16 protein-coding genes and 2 riboswitches are annotated in these 18,150 nt (G+C 68.5%); of the genes, 6 read left to right on the forward strand and 10 right to left on the reverse strand.

Going from position 1 to position 18,150, the window contains the following annotated elements:
- A partial coding sequence (gene cobN / locus G3O06_RS39400) for a cobaltochelatase subunit CobN (protein ID WP_205819321.1) occupies positions 1 to 2,327 on the reverse strand: 2,327 nt, incomplete at its 3' end.
- Between the two features lie 6 nt (positions 2,328 to 2,333).
- The gene (gene cobW, locus G3O06_RS39405) at positions 2,334 to 3,422 is read right to left on the reverse strand and encodes a cobalamin biosynthesis protein CobW (RefSeq protein ID WP_174979983.1); all 1,089 of its coding nucleotides are present in this window, start codon (positions 3,420 to 3,422) and stop codon (positions 2,334 to 2,336) included.
- Between the two features lie 329 nt (positions 3,423 to 3,751).
- Positions 3,752 to 4,018: riboswitch (cobalamin riboswitch) on the reverse strand.
- Positions 4,019 to 4,132: 114 nt separating this feature from the next.
- A riboswitch (cobalamin riboswitch) is annotated at positions 4,133 to 4,370 on the forward strand.
- Between the two features lie 169 nt (positions 4,371 to 4,539).
- Between cobW and cobA the strand changes: the two genes are divergently transcribed.
- From cobA to G3O06_RS39425, 4 genes are read left to right on the forward strand one after another with little or no spacing between them, the layout of a single operon-like run.
- Positions 4,540 to 5,289 (forward strand): uroporphyrinogen-III C-methyltransferase, encoded by a 750-nt coding sequence (gene cobA / locus G3O06_RS39410; RefSeq protein ID WP_205819322.1) that lies wholly within the window; start codon positions 4,540 to 4,542, stop codon positions 5,287 to 5,289.
- Positions 5,286 to 5,663, forward strand: a complete 378-nt coding sequence (locus tag G3O06_RS39415) for a cobalamin biosynthesis protein (protein WP_174969120.1) — start codon at positions 5,286 to 5,288, stop codon at positions 5,661 to 5,663. The genes cobA and G3O06_RS39415 overlap by 4 nt, the downstream gene beginning before the upstream one ends.
- A gap of 37 nt (positions 5,664 to 5,700) precedes the next feature.
- The gene (cobO, locus tag G3O06_RS39420; protein ID WP_122945335.1) at positions 5,701 to 6,303 is read left to right on the forward strand and encodes a cob(I)yrinic acid a,c-diamide adenosyltransferase; all 603 of its coding nucleotides are present in this window, start codon (positions 5,701 to 5,703) and stop codon (positions 6,301 to 6,303) included.
- A 2-nt stretch (positions 6,304 to 6,305) separates the two neighbouring features.
- On the forward strand, positions 6,306 to 7,610 hold the full coding sequence (locus G3O06_RS39425) for a cobyrinate a,c-diamide synthase (RefSeq protein ID WP_205819323.1): 1,305 nt from the start codon (positions 6,306 to 6,308) through the stop codon (positions 7,608 to 7,610).
- A 90-nt stretch (positions 7,611 to 7,700) separates the two neighbouring features.
- On the opposite strand, the gene G3O06_RS39430 is transcribed toward G3O06_RS39425, so the two are convergent.
- The 3 genes from G3O06_RS39430 to G3O06_RS39440 form a co-directional block, all read right to left on the reverse strand.
- The gene (locus G3O06_RS39430; protein WP_346779584.1) at positions 7,701 to 7,922 is read right to left on the reverse strand and encodes a type II toxin-antitoxin system RelE/ParE family toxin; all 222 of its coding nucleotides are present in this window, start codon (positions 7,920 to 7,922) and stop codon (positions 7,701 to 7,703) included.
- A 63-nt stretch (positions 7,923 to 7,985) separates the two neighbouring features.
- Complete coding sequence (locus G3O06_RS39435; protein WP_174996990.1) at positions 7,986 to 8,231, reverse strand: type II toxin-antitoxin system ParD family antitoxin; 246 nt, start codon at positions 8,229 to 8,231, stop codon at positions 7,986 to 7,988.
- A 116-nt stretch (positions 8,232 to 8,347) separates the two neighbouring features.
- Positions 8,348 to 9,511 carry a M20 aminoacylase family protein gene (locus G3O06_RS39440; RefSeq protein WP_205819324.1) on the reverse strand — a complete coding sequence of 388 codons (1,164 nt, stop codon included), beginning with the start codon at positions 9,509 to 9,511 and terminating at the stop codon, positions 8,348 to 8,350.
- Positions 9,512 to 9,861: 350 nt separating this feature from the next.
- Between G3O06_RS39440 and G3O06_RS39445 the strand changes: the two genes are divergently transcribed.
- Both G3O06_RS39445 and G3O06_RS39450 read left to right on the forward strand, forming a co-directional pair.
- Positions 9,862 to 10,935, forward strand: coding sequence for a type IV toxin-antitoxin system AbiEi family antitoxin (locus G3O06_RS39445; RefSeq protein WP_205819325.1), 1,074 nt, complete (start codon positions 9,862 to 9,864; stop codon positions 10,933 to 10,935).
- Positions 10,904 to 11,809 (forward strand): nucleotidyl transferase AbiEii/AbiGii toxin family protein, encoded by a 906-nt coding sequence (locus G3O06_RS39450; RefSeq protein WP_174969125.1) that lies wholly within the window; start codon positions 10,904 to 10,906, stop codon positions 11,807 to 11,809. Before G3O06_RS39445 ends, G3O06_RS39450 begins: the two co-directional genes overlap by 32 nt.
- 241 nt (positions 11,810 to 12,050) lie before the next feature.
- Here G3O06_RS39450 and G3O06_RS39455 read toward each other — a convergent pair whose 3' ends face one another.
- From G3O06_RS39455 to G3O06_RS39475, 5 genes are all read right to left on the reverse strand, one after another.
- Entirely contained in the window at positions 12,051 to 13,067 is a 1,017-nt protein-coding gene (locus G3O06_RS39455) for a GNAT family N-acetyltransferase (protein ID WP_205819326.1), read from the reverse strand.
- Positions 13,067 to 13,906, reverse strand: coding sequence for a formyltransferase family protein (locus tag G3O06_RS39460; RefSeq protein ID WP_205819327.1), 840 nt, complete (start codon positions 13,904 to 13,906; stop codon positions 13,067 to 13,069). The genes G3O06_RS39455 and G3O06_RS39460 overlap by 1 nt, the downstream gene beginning before the upstream one ends.
- A gap of 86 nt (positions 13,907 to 13,992) precedes the next feature.
- Positions 13,993 to 16,242, reverse strand: coding sequence for a TonB-dependent siderophore receptor (locus G3O06_RS39465; protein ID WP_174969127.1), 2,250 nt, complete (start codon positions 16,240 to 16,242; stop codon positions 13,993 to 13,995).
- Positions 16,243 to 16,264: 22 nt separating this feature from the next.
- Positions 16,265 to 17,641 (reverse strand): lysine N(6)-hydroxylase/L-ornithine N(5)-oxygenase family protein, encoded by a 1,377-nt coding sequence (locus G3O06_RS39470; protein ID WP_205819328.1) that lies wholly within the window; start codon positions 17,639 to 17,641, stop codon positions 16,265 to 16,267.
- A gap of 32 nt (positions 17,642 to 17,673) precedes the next feature.
- Positions 17,674 to 18,150: GNAT family N-acetyltransferase (locus G3O06_RS39475; RefSeq protein ID WP_205819329.1), on the reverse strand; the 477-nt coding region annotated here is incomplete at its 5' end.

Here is an 18,150-nt window from a genome sequence, read left to right on the forward strand (position 1 = left end):
GGTCTGTGGCGCCACGGCGATGCGTCGAGTGCCTGCAGGATCGCCGGTCGCGGGCCGGCCCACGGCGCGGCCCAGTCGGCCGCGAGCGGATCGAAGTCGTCGCCGAGCATGAGATCGCGCGCGAGCGCGCCGATCAGCCCCGCGCGTGCGCCCTTGCCGTCGCCCACCGGGAAGCGCGCGAGCGCGAGCAGCGTATCGCGCCGCTGGCGCTCGGCGGGCGACTCGCCGAACACGTGCAGCCCGTCGCGAATCTGCGCCTCCTTCAGTTCGCACAGCCACGCGTCGACGCGCGTGAGCAGCGCATCCTCGTCACCCGTATCGCGCGGCGGCGACACGCTCAGCTCGTCATGCAGCCGGTGCTCGGCGATCGTCGCGAGGATCGTCTTGCGCAGCAGCTTCGCGCGCCGTGCATCGACCATCAGCGCTTCGTAGTATTCGTCGACCTGCCGTTCGAGATCCTGCAGCGGGCCGTAGTTTTCGGCGCGCGTGAGCGGCGGCATCAGGTGATCGATGATCACGGCCTGCGCGCGGCGCTTCGCCTGGCTGCCCTCGCCCGGATCGTTGACGATGAACGGGTACAGGTGCGGCAGCGGCCCGAGCGTCAGGTCGGGCCAACACGCGTCGGACAGTGCGACGCTCTTGCCCGGCAGCCATTCGAGGTTGCCGTGCTTGCCGAGGTGGATGACCGCGTCAATGCGATACGCATCGCGCAGCCAGAAATAGAACGCGAGATACGCGTGCGGCGGCACGAGATCCGCGTCGTGGTAGCTCGCGTAGTCGTTCTCGCCGCGCGAGCGCGACGGCTGGATGCCGACGAACACGTTGCCCGCGCGCCAGCCGGCGATCGTGAAGCGCCCGTGCCGCAGCGTCGGGTCGGCTTCGGGCGGGCCCCAGCGTTCGTTCAGCGCGTCGCGCACGGCCACCGGCAGCCGCGCGAAACGCGCGACGTAGTCGGCCAGCGGGAAGCTCTGGAATGCGGGACGCAATGCATGCACGGCCGCGTCGTTGGTCACGCCTTCGGTGAGCCGCGCGATCAGCGCGTCGCCGTCGGGCGGCAGGTCCGCCACCGCGTAGCCTGCGTCGCGCAGCGCCGCGAGCACGCGCAGTGCGGAGGCCGGCGTGTCGAGCCCGACGCCGTTGCCGATCCGCCCTTCGCTTTGCGGATAGTTCGCGAGGATCAGCGCGACGCGCTTGTCGATGTTGTCGAGCGTGCGCAGCCGGCACCAGCCGCGCGCGAGCGCCGCGACGAACGCGATCCGTTCGGCGTCCGGCTGGTAGCGCACGACGTCGACCTCGGTGTGCGGACAGCGGTACGCGAGCCCCTTGAAGCTAACCGCGCGCGTGACGATGCGGCCGTCGACTTCCGGCAGCGCGATGTGCATCGCGATATCGCGCGCATGCAGGCCCTGGTTGTCGGCCACCCACGCGTCGCGATTGCCGCCGGACAGGATCACCTGCAATACCGGCGCATCGCCGGCGAGCACGTCGTGTTCGGGGCTGTCGATCGCACCGGCCGCGAACGCGGTCGTGTTCAGCACGAGCGCGACGCCATGCGTGTCGCAGAGCTGCGTGATGACCTCGCGGCTCACCGCGTCCTTCAGCGACGTGACCGCGATCGGCAGCGGATTCAGCCCTTCCTCGACGAGCGCGTCGGCCAGCGCATCGAACACGGCCGTGTTCGCGGCCTGCCAGTGCGCGCGATAGAACAGGATCGCGACGACGGGCGCGCCGGGCGTCCAGCGCGGCCGCCAGTCGTCGACGCTCGCACGGTCGCGCGCCGGGTGATACAGCGCCGCGGCCGGCAGCGGGCGCGGCAGTTCGGGTTCGTCGCCGAACCCGAGCGTGTGGAATGCAATGCTGCGCAGCAGCGCTTCGGCGTTGTGCACGCCGCCTTCACGCAGATAGCGCCACCACAGCCTGCACAGGTCGGGCGCGACGGTGCTCTTCGCGACGAGGTTCGGGTCTTCCTGCAGGTCGCCCGAGAACATCGCGAGCTGCTGCCCGCGCTTCGACGCGAGCGACACGGCCTGCTCGATCCCGTACGGCCAGTACGCCTCGCCGCCGAGATGGTCGATCACGACCGACTTCGCATGCTGCAGCACGTCGTCGACGTAGAAGTCGACCGACGCCGGCTGCCGCAGGAACGTGACGTTCGCGAGCCGCACGCTCGGGAAGCCGGCCGGCAGGTGCGGCACGACGCTCGCGAGCAGCGACAGCGTCGTGTCGGCCGAACTCAGGATCACGATCTCGGCCGGCTGCTGGTCGATCCGGACGACACCCTGAGTATCGTCGACGAAGCCTCCCGGTGTGGTGCGCAGCAGATGCATCGTGCGTTACGCCTGTTGCGGCTCGGCCGCGCACGCGGCGTCGAACGCGCGTTGCAGCGCGGCCGCGTCGAGATCCTCGCCGATCAGCACGAAGCGGCTCGCGCGCGTTTCGCCGTCCTGCCAGCGACGGTCGAAATAGCTGTCGAAGCGGCGCCCGACGCCCTGGATGACGAGCCGCATCGGCGCGCCGGGCAGCGCGGCGAAGCCTTTCGCGCGATAGATCGTGTGCGCCTCGACGACGCGCTGCAGCGCCGCGATCGTCGCTTCGCGCGTGCCGGCGTCGCCCGACACGACCACCGAGTCGAAATCGTCGTGATGGTGATCGTGATCGCCGTCGTCGGCCGAGCCGTGATGATCGTGACGCAGGTGGATCGTTTCTTCCGATGCCGATTCGAGGCCGAGCAGCAGTGCGAGGTCGAGTTCGCCGCGCGTCGCGCGCACGATCTTCACCTGCGGCGGGATTTCGTCGCGGATCGCGGTTTCGATCTGTGCAAACTCCGTATCGCCGACGAGATCGGCCTTGTTCACGATCACGAGATCGGCGGACGACAGTTGATCGGCGAACAGCTCGTGCAGCGGCGATTCGTGGTCGAGGTTCGGATCGGCGCGGCGCTGCGCGTCGACGGCCTGCGGGTTTTCCGCGAACTGGCCGCTTGCGGCGGCCGGCCCGTCGACGACGGTCACGACCGCGTCGACCGTGAAGCTGTTGCGGATCGTCGGCCAGTTGAACGCCTGCACGAGCGGCTTCGGCAGCGCGAGGCCCGAGGTTTCGATCAGCACGTGGTCGATGTCCGCGCGGCGCTCGACGAGCGCTTCCATCACCGGATAGAACTCTTCCTGCACGGTGCAGCACAGGCAGCCGTTCGCGAGTTCGTATAGCTGGCCCGCCGCTTCGCCCTGCGCGCCCTCGGCATCCTCGCAGCCGATGCCGCAGCCCTTGAGGATTTCGCCGTCGATGCCGAGCTCGCCGAATTCGTTGACGATCACCGCGATGCGGCGGCCTTCGGCGTGCTGCAGGATGTGGCGCATCAGCGTCGTCTTGCCGCTGCCGAGAAAGCCCGTGACGATCGTGACGGGAAGCTTGCGTAGGGTCATGGTAGGTCCGGTGTCGAAGATGGAATCAGGACGGGATCGTCGCGTCGATGGCGGCGTGGCAGTTCATCTGGCGGATCGCAGGCGTGCCGTCGCGCGGTCCGGACGGACAGTCGCGGGACAGGTGGTACGACGAATCGGACATGGTGCTTCCTTGCGAACGGTCGACATCGTGAGTGCCAACACGGCTGCCGCTGGCCCGCTGCACGCCGCCTGCCGTTCGCCGCGCCGGCCGGCGCGGGTTCGCGCAGGGACGGATCGGCGGAGGAAACGGGCGACACGCGGGCGTCGGGCCTGCTGCGGCCGTGGACGATGCGCCGCCTCCCCGCGGCGCTGAACCCCAACGTTTAGGCCGGTATCCGGGCTGGCGAACACGCCGCTTCGCCTTCCCGGATGCACGCGGCATCCAGTGGCGGTCGTCCGCATGCGCGCGGCATGCGGCGAAGCGGCGTTGCGTCACACTTGCGCGCGACGCGTTCGCTTACCGTTGCGGGGGCAGCACAGGTTGGCTCGACTGCGGCGCAGGCAGGCTTCCTGTTTCCCGTTTAACTGCGCATGCCGGAGCGGCGCGCGCGAGCACCAAAACGCGTGCGAGTGTAGGCGGCGGTGCGGGGAGCGTCAAGGCGGAACGGGCCGCCGGGCCCGGTTTCCCATGCCCGGCGCGCGTGGCCGGAAGCCGTGCGCGGCGGTTCGCACGGGTGGATCGCTGTGCTATCGTATGCGCCGCGTTCGGTGCTCGCATGCGCATTCCGCGCCTGCAGTTAAACGGGAAACAGGAGGCGGACCACCGCCCGGCCTGTGCTGTCCCCGCAACGGTACGCCGCCCGCGCGACGCGCTTCCCCGCGCACGCGTCCATGCCGCCCACGATGCCACTGCCCTTCAGCCGGGCGGGAAGGCTGCGGCCTGGCAAGCGGCCAGCCCGGATACCGGCCGACGCAAGGGGCGAGCCCGACGCTCGCCGAACGCCCGATCCGCGGGGGACGGATGGGGTGCGCATTTTGCCCGCGTCCGCGCGGGCTTCGTTCGATCCGTCATGCCTGACCTGTCCGCTGGCCGCCGCCGCGCCGCCTGCCTGCCCTGTTTCACTGTTTCGACACGGTGCGCGCCGTGCCACGCCCGATGAGCCGCGCCTGGCTCATCGGCGCCGGCCCCGGCGACGCCGACCTGCTGACGCTCAAGGCCGCCCACGCGATCGGCGCGGCGGACGTGCTGCTCGTCGACGATCTCGTGAATCCCGACGTGCTGCGCCATGCGCGTGCCGATGCGCTCATCGAGCACGTCGGCAAGCGCGGCGGTCATGCGTCGACGCCGCAGGAAGCGATCGTCGCCGCGATGCTCGCGCATCTGCAAGCGGGCCGCAGCGTCGCGCGGCTCAAAGGCGGCGATCCGTTCGTGTTCGGCCGCGGCGGCGAGGAGCTGACCGCGCTCGGCGCGGCGGGATTCCCGGTCGAGGTCGTGAACGGCGTCACCGCGGGCATCGCCGCGCCGGCCGCAATCGGCATACCGGTCACGCAGCGCGGCGACGCTCAGGGGGTGATCTTCGTCACGGGCCACGGCGCGGGCGCCGATGAACCCGACTGGCGCGCGCTCGCGGCCACGCGCATGACGATCGTCATCTACATGGGCATCCGCCGGCTCGACGCGATTGCAACCGCGCTGCGCGACGGCGGCCTGCCCGGCGATACGCCGTGCGCGGCGATCGAGAACGCGACGCGCCCCGGGCAGCGGCACGTGCTCGCGACGCTCGACACGCTCGTCGAACGCGTCGGGGCAACCGGCATCGGCTCGCCGGCGATCGTCGTGATCGGCCGCGTCGCGGCGTTCGCCGCCGATCCCGCGGTACGTGCCGCGCTCGGCAGCGGCGCATGATGCGCGTCGCGCTCGGCGTCGGTTTCCGCGCGGGCGTGACGGCCGCGCAGCTCGATGCCGCGATCCGCGCGGCGTTGACGCTGTACCCGGCCGCCGAACCGGCGCTCGTCGCCACGCTCGCCGACAAGGCGCGTGACCGCGCGCTGCGCACGTTGTGCGCGCGACGCGGCTGGCCGCTGGTTGCGTTCGACGCTGCGCAGCTCGCGAGCCGCCCCGAACTGGCCGCGAGCGGCCCGTCGGATGCCGCGCTCGCCCGCTTCGGCGTCGCGGGCGTGGCCGAGCCGTGCGCGCAGCTCGCGGCGCCGCACGGCCGGCTGCTGGGCCCCAAATCCATCCGGGACGGCGTGACGGTCGCACTCGCCGGCCCGCTCTGAATCCTTTGTTTCGCTTTCTTTCGACAGGACGAATCCGATGAAAACCGACGCCGAATCCCATCAACGGATGACCGAACGCCGCCGTGCGGGCCACGAGAAGAAGCAGGCCGCCGCCACCAATGAAAAGGGCCTGCTGATCGTCAACACCGGCAACGGCAAGGGCAAGAGCACGGCCGCGTTCGGCATGGCCGTGCGCGTGCTCGGCCACGGCATGCGGCTCGGTGTCGTGCAGTTCATCAAGGGTGCGCTGCACACGTCCGAGCGCGACTTCCTCGGCGCGGTGGCCGAATGCGATTTCGTGACGATGGGCGACGGCTATACGTGGAACACGCAGAACCGCGACGCCGACATCGCGACCGCGCGCAAGGGCTGGGACGAGGCGCGCCGGATGATCGAAAGCGGCGACTACCGGATGGTGATCCTCGACGAGCTGAACACGGTGCTGAAGTACGAATACCTGCCGCTCGACGAAGTGCTCGCGACGCTGGCCGCGCGTCCCGATTCGGTGCACGTCGTCGTGACCGGGCGGCATGCGCCCGACGCGCTGATCGACGCGGCCGACCTCGTCACCGAAATGCGGCTCGTCAAGCATCCGTACAAGGAGCAAGGCGTGAAGGCGCAACGCGGCGTGGAGTTCTGAGCATGCCGGCCTGCCCCGCGCTGTTCGTCAGTGCGCCCGCGTCGGGCCAGGGCAAGACGTCGGTGACGGCCGGCCTCGCGCGGCTGCACCGCCGGCTCGGCCGCCGCGTGCGCGTGTTCAAGACCGGGCCCGATTTTCTCGATCCGATGCTGCTCGAACGCGCGAGCGGCGCGCCCGTGCATGCGCTCGACCTCGGGATGGTCGGCGAGGCCGGCTGCCGCGCGCTGCTTGCCGACGCCGCGCGCGATGCCGACCTGATCCTGATCGAAGGCGTGATGGGGCTGTTCGACGGCACGCCGAGCAGTGCCGACCTCGCGGTTGCATTCGGCGTGCCGGTCGTCGCGGTGATTTCCGCGAAGTCGATGGCGCAGACGTTCGCGGCGATCGCGTTCGGGCTCGCGCGGTTCCGGGCGGGGCTGCCGTTTCATGGCGTGCTGGCGAATCGCGTCGGCTCGGCCCGGCATGCGGAACTGCTGCAACAGGCGTTGCCCGACGACTTGCGCTGGCTCGGGCACGTGCCGGCCGATGCGGGCATCGCGCTGCCGGAGCGGCATCTCGGCCTGCACCAGCCGAACGACATCGACGATCTCGATGCGCGGCTCGATCGCGCGGCCGATGCGCTCGCGCAAACGGCGCTTGCCGAGTTGCCGCCGGCTGTTGCGTTCGCGGAACCGGATGCAGCAGCGCCGCTGCCGCGTGCGCTCGCCGGCAAGCGGATCGCGGTGGCGCGCGATATAGCGTTCTCGTTCATCTATCCGGCGAATCTCGCCTTGCTCGACACGCTCGGTGCGCAGGTACGATTCTTCTCGCCGCTCGCCGACGAACCCGTGCCGGACGACTGCGACGCACTGTTCCTGCCGGGCGGGTATCCGGAGCTGTATGCGGCAAGGCTCGCGGCGAATGCCACGACCGCGCGGTCGATTCGCGCGCACGCGGCAGCGGGCAAGCCGATCGTCGCGGAATGCGGGGGGATGGTGTATCTGTGCGAATCGCTGACCGATGTGGACGGCGTGACGACGCCGATGCTGGGGCTGTTGCCGGGTCAGGCGACGATGCAGCGCCGGTTCGCGGCGCTCGGCATGCAGCAGCTCGAAACGCGCGGTGGGACGATGCGTGGGCATACGTTCCATTATTCGCGGCTCGCGACGCCGATGGAACCGGTCGCGAATGCCGTACACCCCGACGGCGCATCGGGCAGCGGCGAAGCCGTCTATTGTCGCGATGCGATCGTCGCGACGTACATGCACATGTACTGGCCGTCGAATCCGGATGCGGTGACGGCGTTATTCAGCGGGGAAGCGCTCTAGACTGATCGATGCTTCGCTCGGGTCGGGATCGCACGAGTCATACCGGGATTGCTGGCCTCATCGCAACGATCACACACCTGCTTTGTGCGACTACAGATGTTGTTCGATGTCCATTCGTTGATGCAGGACCCGAATCACATCGATCGTGTATTCCGTTTCGCGATAGAACACGACGTGGGAGCCCACTGCGTACCGGAAATATTCATCGCGAACAATACAAGTCCGACCGACCTTTTCACCGCGCGCCAGCGCTTCCATTGTTCCGATCAGATCGCGGTGGTAAAGGTCTGCCTGCTTGAGCGACCAATGCACGACGGTATAGCGCCAAATGTCTTCGAGATCGAGTTCGGCCAGCGGTGCGAGCTGACGCTGCCTTTAACCGTCATGTGTCGGCCGCATGCGGGCCAGGAAGGCCTCTCTGTCGAATGGCTTGGGTTCTCCCGATGCCTCACCGGCCTTCAACGCTTCCTGCAACGCGCGCGCCTGCGTTTCTTGTGATTCGAGAAGCCGCGAACCGGCTCTTACGACGTCGCTCGCGGAACCGTATCGTCCCGACTGCACTTGAGCATCGACGAATTCGGCAAAGTGGTCGCCCAGGTAAACGGATGTGTATCGCGACATGAGTCACCTCCTTTTCAAGGCGGCCATCATTTACCAAAGTTTGCTACTTCGGGCGCTCAGCCGCTGCGGCAACCCTGCCGATGTCCAGCCTCGCGCCGTATGCGTCGTTTCCCTGGTCACACCAGGAACGACTCCGCCAGCTTCACCCAGTACGACGCGCCGGTGGGCAGCGCCGCGTCGTTGAAGTCGTAGCCTGGGTTGTGCACCATGCAGCCGCCCTCCCCGTCGCCATTGCCGATGATCAGGTAGCAGCCCGGCCGCTTCTCGAGCAGGAACGCGAAATCCTCGCTGCCGGTGAGCGGCACCATCCCGTCGATCAGGTTCGCATCGCCCACCCACTCGCGTGCGACGTTGCGCGCGAACCCGGTCATTTCCGCATCGTTGACGAGCACCGGATAGCGGCGCTGGTAGTCGATCGTCGCGGTCGCGCCGAACACGGCCGCCTGCGCATGCACGACTTCCTTGATGCGCGTCTCGAGCAGGTCCCGCACCTCGGGCTTCAGCGCGCGCACCGACAGGCGCATCTGCGCGCGATCGGGAATCACGTTCGGCGCCTCGCCCGCGTGGATCGCGCCGACCGTGACGATCGCCATGTCGAGCGGCGACACGTTGCGCGACACGATCGTCTGCAGCGCAATGACGATCTGCGCGCAGACGACCACCGAATCGACCGCCTTGTGCGGCACCGCGCCGTGGCCGCCGCGGCCCTGCACGTCGACGATCACGGTATCCGACGACGCCATGAACGGCCCCGGCAGGAAGCCGAACTTGCCCGTCGGGAAGCCGGGCATGTTGTGCATCGCGAAGATGGCATCGCACGGGAACAGCTCGAACAGCCCTTCGTCGAGCATCTTCTTCGCGCCGCCGAGCCCTTCCTCGGCCGGCTGGAAAATCAGGTTCAGCGTGCCCGAGAAGCGACGCTCGCGTGCGAGATGCTTCGCGGCCGCGAGCAGCATCGCCGTGTGGCCATCGTGGCCGCACGCGTGCATCTTGCCGGCGATCTTGCTCTCGTACGGCAGGCCCGTGGCCTCGTGGATCGGCAGCGCGTCCATGTCGGCACGCAGGCCGAGACGCTGAGTGCCGTTGCCGACTTTCAACTGCGCGACGACGCCCGTGCCGCCGAGCCCGCGATGCACCGTGTAGCCCCACGACTGCAGTTGCTCCGCGACGAGGTCGCTCGTCGCGAATTCCTCGAAGCCGAGCTCGGGGTGGGCATGGATGCGGTGCCGGATCTCGATCATTTCGTCGGCGAGGCCTGCGGGAATCACGCTGTGCGTCACGGTGTCGTCTCCTTGGGGTGCTGTGCTGCGGGAATGTGCAGGCAAGGATAGTCGGTTCGACGGCAACCGGGCAGACGGAAAGTCGTCGCGGTAGCAACCAGCAGTTGCCGCTGGTGAATGCTGTGCACGACAAGCGCAAGCCGGCCATCCGGACGACTGCCGCACCGGAGCCAGATGCGTGAAGCTGTGAGCCATCCATCGATTTCTTGCGCATGAGGGCACCAGTGACTATCGCTCAGCATCATGGAATAGTGCCTATCCATCAAAGGCTTGCGAATTCTTGTTCACTTTTTGACGGTTGTACATTATTTGTGTACGCTGACAGAAAAGTGAACATCCGATTCCATTCGATGCCCGCGAACCTTTCCCTCTCCGTGTCGGAACAGCACGTGCTCGATGAAGCCTGCGCCGCGTTCGAAAGCGCGACCCGGCGCTTTCGCGCGCGGCCCGTGCGCGTGCCGGCCGCCAGCAACGCGCATGCCGACGCCATGATCTGCTTCGACGTTGCCGGGCAGGCATTCGAGATGCCGGTCGCCGTGAGCCTGCGCGTCGAATCGCTGGCAGGCGCGCTCGCGGAAATGCGCCGCCGCGGCGGCGGTACCGCGACGCCCGGCGAGCGGCCGCTGATGCTGGTCGCACCGTATCTTTCAGCCGAACTGGCCGCCGGGCTGACCGACCAGGGCATCCCGTTTCTCGATACCGCCGGCAACGCATGCCTGATTCAGCCGGAGGCAACCGTGATGATCGCGGGCCGGCCGAAACCCGCACGCACACCGCGCCGACAGGCATCGCGCGCGACGACGCCGAAGGGGCTGGCCGTGATGTTCGCGCTCGCGACACATCCGGGCCTCGTCGCGCAACCGTACCGGGCGATCGCCGCCGCGTCGGACGTCGCGCTCGGCACGGTCAATCTCGCGATGGACGATCTGATCGCGCGCGGCCTCGTCGGGCAGCGCCGCAACGGCGAGCGCCTGATTCCCGACTGGCCGCGCTTCGTGCAGGAATGGGTCGCGCTCTACCCGAGCCGCTTGCGCGCGAAACTGCCGAGCCGCCGGTTTGCCAGCCTCGCGCCCGACTGGTGGCGCGGCTTCGATTTCGCGGCATTCGATGCGCGGCTCGGCAGCGAGCCGGCGGCCGACCTGCTGACGCACGACCTGAAACCCGCCGCGATCACCGTCTATACGCACGGCCCTGCATCGAACCGGCTGCTGCTCCAGGGCCGCCTGCGTCCGGACGAGCGTGGCGACGTCGAACTCGTCGAAGCGTTCTGGCCGCCGTCCGCGGCGCTCGACTGGCGCGAGCAGGACGTACCGGTCGTGCCGCCGCTGCTGATCTACGCGGATCTCGTCTCGTCCGGCGACAGTCGCAATCTCGCCATCGCCGATCGCATCCATGACCGATACCTCGCCCACCCGCCCGCTTGAAGTCGACGCACGCCGGCCGCTGGAGCCCGCGGCGGTCGCGCTGCTGCAGGCCGTCAGCTCGGCCTGCGCACACCTCGACGCGGCGTTCGTGGTGGCGGGCGCAACCGCGCGCGACATCCTGATGTGGCACGTGCACGGCATCCGGCCGGTGCGCGCGACGCGCGACGTCGACGTTGCGGTGTGTGTGGTGAGCTGGCCATTTCATGAACAGCTGATCGAGGCACTCGTCGCTACCGGGCAATTCACGCGCGCGCCGAAACAGCAGCAGAAACTGCTGTTCGACAGCGGCGCACACGGTTTTCGCACCGAACTGGATCTCGTGCCGTTCGGGCCACTCGAAACGCCGCCGGGCGAGATCGTGTGGCCGCCCGGCGGTGAATTCGTGCTGAACGTGCTCGGGTTTCAGGAAGCCGTGGACACCGCACTGCCGGTGTCGATCGACGCGCGCACCGTGGTGCCGGTGGCCAGCCTGCCGGCGCTGGCGCTACTGAAGCTGCTCGCGTGGAAGGACCGGCGTGCGCGCCAGAACAGCGACGCGTACGACCTGCTGTTCCTGCTGCGGAATTTCCACGACGCCGGCAATCGCGAACGTATCTGGGATACCGCGCCGGACCTGCTCGAGATGCACGCGTTCCAGCCGGGCCTCGCCGCTGCCGCGCTGCTCGCCCGAGAGGCGCAACGGATTGCTTCGCCGCAGACGCGGGACGCGATCCGCGCGCTGTTGTCGGACGATGCGACTTATGCGGCGCTCGGCCAGGATCTGCTGGCACGCGCGTTCGCGCTGTTGCCCGGTGAATTCAGCGACGACGTCGACCGGTATCTCGACGCGTTCCGCACCGCCTTTCTCGTTGACCAACCCGCGCCCCGCACGTGACGCGCGGCTGCGGAACAGCCGCGCGACCGTGTGGATACCAGGCCGCGCTCAGGCCGCCCGGTCTTCGAGCGATAACCCGGCGACACGCGCCGAACGCGCGGCTGTCGCGGGAGTTTTTGCCATGTCGCGAGCCTGTCGTCGATGAGGAGAGCGATCCATTCTTCACGACGCAGGCCGCGCAGCCCCTATCCCGGACGGCCGATGCGGGCGTGCCGCGGCGCCGCACCGCGCACCCGCACCGTCACGGCAACCGGAAAGTGTCGAAGAACGTATCGCGCTCGATCACGGTGAGCGCCGCACGCTTGTGCGGGAAGTCGAATTCCTTCAGCGTGTAGAACCCGAGCCGGTGCATGTACGCGATGTGCCGCACGTGATCGACGCGCGGCTCGCCCACGAGTCGCTGCGTGCGCGGTTCGTCGACGAACATGTAGTGCAGCACCCCGCTCCACCATGCATGCAGCTTGCCGGCGCTCTGGAAGCGCGAGTCGCCGATCAGCAGGTGCAGCCCGCGATCGTAGTCGTGCGCGTCATAGAACGGCGCGAGACGGTCCTCCTTCGCCCAGTAGAACTCGAAATAGCCGAACGGCTTGTCGTCGAAATAGCCGATCATCGGGTGCATGTGCGGATCGGCGAGCCGCTCGGCGAGATACGCCGCGTGCTCGTCGCGCGTGCCGCGCTGGTCCCAGAAATGCGCGACGCGATCGAGGTTCATCCAGCCGCTGAACAGGTCCGCGTGCGCGTCGATGTCGACGGTGCGCAGGCTGAACGTCATCCCGACCTGCGGCATGTAGCGCGCATAGATTTCGCCGGCCGGCGACGGCGGCCGCACCGGGTGCCGGTGGCCGTTCGTGATCACATGGCGCAGCGGCATCCCGCCCGAAGCAGGCGCCTTCAGCCACGGCCGCGGGTTCTGCCAGAACGTCGCGCGCGACACGGTGACGCGCAGCGTGTCGCCGGCAACCTGCGCGCCGTCGATCACACCCTCGCGCACCGCGCGTGCGACGTACGACGCGATTGCCGCCGCATCGGCACCGCCGAGCGGCACCGTGATCGTCGCCGCGTCGTAACGCGTGTCGGTGTTGAACAGCGCGACGAACGCCGCGAGCAGTACGTCCGGCGAGTCGTCCGGCCGCCACGCGTCGAGCGTGTGCTCGGCGACTGCCATTGCCTGTCCGTGTACGGCGCCGTCGAGCGCGGCGGCCACTTCACCTTCGACGGCGTCCGCGGCGCCGGCCGGTTTCGTCAGCGTGTCTTCCATCACAGTGCTCCCGCGTCGTGGCGGTCGGCGAGGACGTGCAGCCCCCGCTCGAGTGCCGGAAACAGGCTGCGCTGGAAGTTGTTCCAGCGCAGTTCGAGAATCGTGTCGTCCGGCGCGATCGGCGTGTCGAGCACGTCGCTGATCACCTCGCCGGAATCGATGCCGTTGTCGACGTAGTGGAACGACGCACCCGTCATCAGCACGGGCTCGACGGACGATGTCGCGCCGCTCGCCCAGTCGACCCGTTCGCCGCGCGCGCCGTGCAGCGCATCGAGCGTCGCCCACGCGCCGCGCCGCTGGTACGGCGAACCATCGGCCGTAATGCCCGGGTGGATGTTGGCGATGCGCCGGTGAAAGCGCGCGCCGGGCCGCACGAGTTCGTCGAGGATCACGAGCAGCCCGTCGAGCACGACGACCTCGGCTTCGAGTTCGAGCAGGCGCTCGAGCAGGCGGCGCTCGAACGCCTGCTTGCCCGCAGCGCGCTCGCTTGCGTCGCGCGGCAGCCGCCGGTACGTCGACGGAATCGAGCAGAACAGTTCGTCGACCGGCCGGCCCTGCACCGTCAACCCTTCCGGCAGGATCCACGGGCGGCCCGGCGTGCGGGCGAAGCCGTAGTCGGCGACTTTCGCGCGGTCGGCCGGCGAACCGTCGTCGTCGTCGACGATCACGCCCTTGAGCGTGTAACGCTCGCCGAGCGGCGAGTCGTTCAGGCGTTCGACGAGGAATTCGAGCGGCGCCTTCATGTAGCGCGTACCGCCCTGATAAGCGACCGGCTGTCCGGCACGATCGGCCGCGCCGTTGCGCAGCGACTGGATGTAGACGAGATTTTTCTTCGGCATGGATGCGTCGTGGAAAAGCGGACGAAGGCGCCGCGGCCGGCCCGCGCCGGCCACGAAGGCCGGCCGGCGAGCCGCGGCGCGCGTCGTCACCAGTTGTATTTCGCGGTCGCGATCACGGTGCGGTCGGTGCCGAACACGCAGACGTTCGACGACTGGCAACCGCTGATGTAGTGGCGGTTGAACAGGTTCGTCCCGTTCACGGCGAAGCGCCAGTTACGCGTGTCGTAGTGCACGCCCGCGTCGAACAGCGTGACGCTCGATACCGTCAGCGAGTTGTCGGCCGCACCGGCCGATGCGCTCTGGTAACGAATGCCGCCGCCGAGGCCGAAGCCCGCGAGCGGCCCCGTGTGCCACGTCCAGTCGGTCCACAGCGACGCCATCTGGCGCGGACGCGGGATGTCGACCGGCCAGTTGTTCAGCGACGCGTCGTTGGCCTTCACGTTCTTCACGTCCTGGTACACGTACGAGGCGATCAACGACAGGTTCGGCGTGACCTTGCCGGTCGCGCTCAGCTCGATCCCGCGCGAACGCACCTCGCCCGTCTGCACCGACTTCGTGCCGGTCGGGTCCTGGTTCGGCAGCGCGGTCGTGAGCACGTTGGTCTGGTTGATCTGGTAGATCGCCGCGTTCAGCATCAGGTTCTTGCCGGGCGGCTGCCAGCGCAGACCGGCCTCGATCTGCTTGCCGCGCGTCGGTTGCGCCAGCCCGCCGCCGACCAGGTTCACGCCGATCAGCGGGTTGAACGACGTCGCGTAGCTGACGTACGGCGACAGCCCGTAGTCGCCCTGGTACGTCAGGCCGACGCGGCCGGTGAATGCCGTGACGTCCGCCTTCGTCGACGTGCCGGCCGCACGGTCATCCATCCGCATGTTGACCCAGTCCTCGCGGCCGCCGAGCGTCAGCGTCCAGCGGTTCCACTTGATCTGGTCCTGCGCGTACAGGCCGAACGTGTTCATCGTCGTGTACGTGTTGGTGCGGAACGTCGAGTCAGGCGTGAACACCGCCGTCGTGACGGGCAGGTAGACCGGGTTGTAGATGTTCAGCGGCGGCGCGGCAGCGAGCCACTCGCTGTCGGTCGCGGTCTGGCGGTTGTACTGGAACCCGAGCAGCAGCGTGTGCTGGAGCGGCCCCGTGGCGAAGCGACCTTCGAGGTTGTTGTCGATGTCGAAGCGGCTGTAGTTCATCTGGAACACGCCGGCCCAGCGCGACACGTCGGTCGTGCTGCCGTCGACGAAGCCGTTGCCGAATACCGAGCCGTTGTCGAGCGACAGGTGCATCAGGCGCGTGTTCTGGCGGAACGTCCACGCCGGCGTCAGGTTCCGCTCGAACTGATAGCCGACCGACCACTGCTTCTTGCGGTAGTAGTTGAAGTTCGGATCGCCTTCGTACACGTCCTTGTTGATCTGACCGTTCGGGTTCGGCAGCACCGTACCCTGCGCGGGCAGGAAGTTCGACGAGATATCGCCCCAGTCCTGCAGATAAGTGGCCGACAGCGTCAGCGACGTATCCGCGTTCGGACGCCAGCGGAACGACGGTGCGAGCGCGACGCGCTGGTCGTTGTTCGGGCCGGTCAGCGCGTTGCCGTCGCGTGCGACGCCGACGAACCGGTACGCGTACTTGCCGTCCGGGTCGAGCTTGTCGCCTACGTCGATCATGAACTGCTTGCGCGCGTAGTTGCCGATCTGCACGCCGGCCTCGCGCACGCGCTCGCCGTCGGCGAGCTTGGTCTGCACGTCGACGATCGCACCCGGGTCGCCCGCGCCGTACAGCACCGAGGTCGGCCCGCGCAGCACGCTGATGCTGTCGATCATGTACGGATCGACGCGCCAGCTCGCGAGGTTGATCGTGTTCGGCACCTGCAGCCCGTTCACGTACGCGGTCGGCGTGAAGCCGCGCAGCGCCGCGTACCAGTCGGAGCGGTTATCCGAGCCGTACGACGAGAAACCCGGCACGTAGCGCAGCGCCGCGTTCACGTCGGTCGCGCCGGTCATCTCGATCTGCTGCGCGGTGACGATGTTGATCGTCTGCGGGATCTCGTTGATCGACGTATTGGTCTTCGTGCCGGTCCGGCTGCGCTTCGCGACGAGCCCGACCGTGCCGTCTCCTTCCGAGGCCGCGTTGACGTTGATCGTCGGCAGCGTGCCGGTCGACGCACTCGCCGACGCACCGTTCTGCGCACTGCTGGCCGACGCCGCTGCGCCTGCGTTCCCGGCCGGCGCCGTCTGGGCATGTGCCTGCCCTGCCGCCACACCGAACGCCACGCTCGCCGCGGCTGCGATCGCACGCAAACGCGTGCCTGTTGCCCACTCCATCTTTCTCTGCTCCACTTTTTTCATGCGGTCTCCGACCGCGCCTTTGTCAAAGAGCGAAAGCCATCCGGCTCGCGCTCACCCCGTTTTCCTGTCGTTTTTCCTGTGATTCCCGGGTCGCGCCTTCATCATGGGCGGGCACGATCCCGTCTTCGAGCGACGCGCAGATTTCGTCCGCGCGGCGCGCCAGTACCGACAGCAGCGTATCGGACAGGCCGTGGCTGTCTTCGCAGCAGCCTTGCAGGTAGATGCGCGGCGCGAAGTGCTCGGGCGTCGCGAGCAGGTAGTCGCGCGTGACGTCGCCGCGTACAAGCGCATCGCCCAGGTGCGGTGCGAGCCCTTCGAGCAGCGCCGAATGCGTGTCGCGGCGGTAGCCGGTGGCCAACACGAGCGCATCGAAGCGCTCGACGCGCGTGGCGCCGCTCATCCGGTCGCGCAGCGTCAGCTCGATGCGGCCGTCGGCGGTACGCACCGCGGCCTCGATCGCACTGTTCGCGAGCAGCGCATGACGCGGCGTGCCGTCGATGCGCTGCAGGTACAGCATTTCGTAGATCTGCTCGATCAGCGGCCGGTCGACCACCGCGTAGTTCGTGTCGCGATAGCGCTCGAGCAGCGCGCGGCGCGCGTCGTGCGGCTGCGCATAGACGACGTCGGTGAATTCGGGGCTGAAGATCTCGTTGACGAACGGGCTGTCGTCCGCCGGCTTCAGTGCGCCCGCGCGCATCACGAGGCTCGCGTCGACATGCGGGAAGCGTCGCGCGAGATCGATGAACACCTCGGCCGCGCTCTGCCCCGCGCCGATCACCGCGACGCGGAGGCGCTCGCCGTCCGGCGACGCGACGAGCCGGTCGATGTCGGTCAGGTACGACGACGAGTGGATCACGCGGTCGCGGCCGAGCGCGGCGAACGCGTCCGGAATCGCCGGCGTGCCGCCGACGCCGACCGACAGCGCGCGCGTGACGCGCTGGCGTTCGTGGCCGGCCGCGTCGCGCGACAGCACGCGCAGCGCGTCGATCTTCGCGCCGTCGCCGCGCACGGGCTCGATCGCCAGCACGGTCTCGCTGTAATGGACGTGCTCGTCGAACGCTTCGGCGACCCAGCTCAGGTAGTCGTGGAATTCGACGCGGGTCGGATAGAAGTTCTTCAGGTTGACGAATTCGTTCAGCCGGCCGCGTTCGAACAGGTAGTTGATGAACGTGTAGCGGCTTTTCGGATCGCGCATCGTGACGAGATCCTTCAGAAACGAGATCTGCATCCGGCAGTCGTCGAGCAGCATCCCGCGGTGCCAGCCGAATTCCGGCTGGCGCTCGACGAAGCAATGGGCGAACGGGCGCGTCGCGCGCCGTTCCTCGAGGCGGATGGCCAGCGCCAGATTCGACGGCCCGAAGCCGACGCCGATCAGGTCGAATACGGTTTCTCTCTGCATGTCTCAGCTCCCTTGTCGGTGAATCCGGCGCGTCAGACGTGACGGCCGGAGAAGAACGTCTCGCGCAGCGTACGCATCCACAGCGGCTGCGCGTCGGCCAGCGCGAGACGGCGCTGCCGCGCGAAGCCATGCCGCGCGAGATGGTCGGCAACCCGCGCGTGGCCGGCCGGAACGGCACAGCCGACCGCTTCGGTACGCGGGTCGTCGAGAAACAGGTAATGAACGACGGACGGCAGCCAGCCCGCCACGCAATGCGGGCCGCGCCAGCGCGACTCGCCGACCAGCATCCGCAGCCCGCGGTCGTAGTCGCGCGCCGCGACGTGCGGCGCGAGCGCGTCTTCCTTCAGCCAGTACGCTTCGAAATACGCGAACGGTTCGCCGTCGAAGCAGCCGACGAGCGGGGTCACGTGCGGATCGGCATCGGGTGCGGCGCCTTGCTGGCCGTCCGCGCCGGGCTGCACGCCCGTCCAGCCGTCGCGCACGCGCGGCTCGTCGAACCAGCGCGCGAC

Origin of the sequence: Burkholderia sp. Ac-20345 (assembly GCF_017104825.1) — a bacterium.
GTDB classification, from domain to species: domain Bacteria; phylum Pseudomonadota; class Gammaproteobacteria; order Burkholderiales; family Burkholderiaceae; genus Burkholderia; species Burkholderia lata_B.